General features: G+C 35.5%; 1 protein-coding gene. It reads right to left on the bottom strand.

All coding sequences use genetic code 11. The features are described from left to right. A partial coding sequence (locus tag JML65_RS23730) for an FG-GAP repeat domain-containing protein (protein WP_202272616.1) occupies positions 1 to 1934 on the bottom strand: 1934 nt, incomplete at both ends.

Genomic DNA, 1934 nt, shown 5'->3' with positions numbered 1-1934 from the left:
GCAGAAACAGGATGAGAATTGACATCACCTCTTTGTGTTCCAGTCCAGTCCCAACCATTAAATCCATTTTTAGCATAATCAATAAGCCAATTTCCTGTGTCTGTCTTTACACTTAAATCTGTTATTCCATCACCATCATAATCCGCAGAAACAGGATGAGAATCGACACCACCTCTTTGTGTTCCAGTCCAGTCCCAACCGTTAAATCCATTTTTAGCATAGTCAATAAGCCATTTTCCGGTATCTGTTTTTATGCTTATATCGGCTTTTCCATCACCATCATAATCTTTGTTGGTACTACTTATATACTGATTGACTTTTAACATAATACCTTCACCAGGATAGAGATCCGGAAGATTAATTATTGTTTGATTGTTTTGATTATCAAAATATGCGTCAGAAACGATTTGATAATTTGGGGACTGTGGATCATAGCTATCTACTCGGGGTGATATCAAGATCTTTCCTACAAGATATCCCTTTAAGTAAATTTTTGTTTGTGAAGCAGATGTATTTACATTTTTATTAACAATCCATACATAAGATGTTTTGGTATTACTGGTTTTTTCTGTTTCAAAAATACCCAATAGAATATCTTCGTTCTTTACATCTCTGATAACTGTATTATTGTCTTGTATAAGTTCGTGTGTGGAAAAAGGATAACCCTGGTTTAGAGGTGTATTATTTTTATGCAGCGTTGCAGTATTTTTATTATTAATTACAACTGGCCCAACAATTTCTTTTAAGAAACGGTTGATTTTTTGAATAGATTCATATTTCATAGGATCATTTTCAAAACCATCTACATATGACCAATACATCAACCCTTTAGCACCATAGGCAATGGGACAAAATGCCTGAAATTTAAGTTTTGCTTCATAAGGTACAGGCGAATAATCTTTATGAGAAGGTATTACCATCCAGAAAGGCTTGTTTTGAGACTTTTCTTTTACTTTGGATAAATTATAAAAATAGCTGTTTAAAAAAATACTGCCGTCAAACGGATAATGATCAAAAGATACGATGTCTGAAGAGTTTGAATTAATAAAATTGTCTAGATAGTTTTCGTAAGCAGTATCGCTCGCGAAATCCCCATATCTTGGCAATAAATTATAATAAGTTGGTTTTTGATTATAGTTATTTTTAAAAAAAAGATTCCACTTATTAACATTTTGAAGGTTTGTAGGGGCAGGTTCATCGCCTAAATTTATTCCAAAAATGGCTTCTTTAAGCAATGATGGTATATTGTCTTTGAAGTGATTGATGAACTGCTGATTGTTCGTGTCTGATAAAGCTGGATCTGAAAAAGACATAATTTTATTATTTGAAATAAGTACTTTTAAAGACTCATGGGCAGCTAAATTTAAATAATAATCCACTTTTGTGTAATGAGTATTATTAAATATGGATTCCGGGCTTATTAAAAGATCTATATAGGCAGATTTAACCCTATTAAAGTTACTAAGGTCTGCAGGGTTTAACCCTAACAGATTATATGGGGTAATCTCATCCAAATTATAGATGCTATTCCAGCCGCTGAACATTCCATCTGCATAGGTGTCAATGTACCAACTGTCCGAATCAGTTTTAATACTAATGTCTGCTTTTCCGTCGCCATCATAATCAGCTGGTACAGGCTTTGCATCGCTTCCACCTCTTTGTGTTCCGGTCCATTCCCATCCGTTGAATCCATCCTTAGCGTAGTCAATAAGCCAGTTTCCTTCATTGGTTTTCACACTTAGGTCAGCCTTCCCATCACCATCATAATCTGCTGCTATAGGTTTTGCCTCAATACCTCCTTTCTGAACTCCGGTCCATTCCCATCCGTTGAATCCGTCCTTAGCATAGTCGATAAGCCAGTTGCCACTATCAGTTTTTACGCTAAGGTCAGCTTTCCCATCACCATCATAATCAGCCGGCACAGGATGGGCTTC

The sequence above is a fragment of the Chryseobacterium sp. KMC2 genome (genome assembly GCF_016756935.1).
Taxonomy (GTDB): Bacteria; Bacteroidota; Bacteroidia; order Flavobacteriales; family Weeksellaceae; genus Chryseobacterium; species Chryseobacterium rhizosphaerae.
This window is presented reverse-complemented; position numbering and strand designations above follow the sequence as displayed.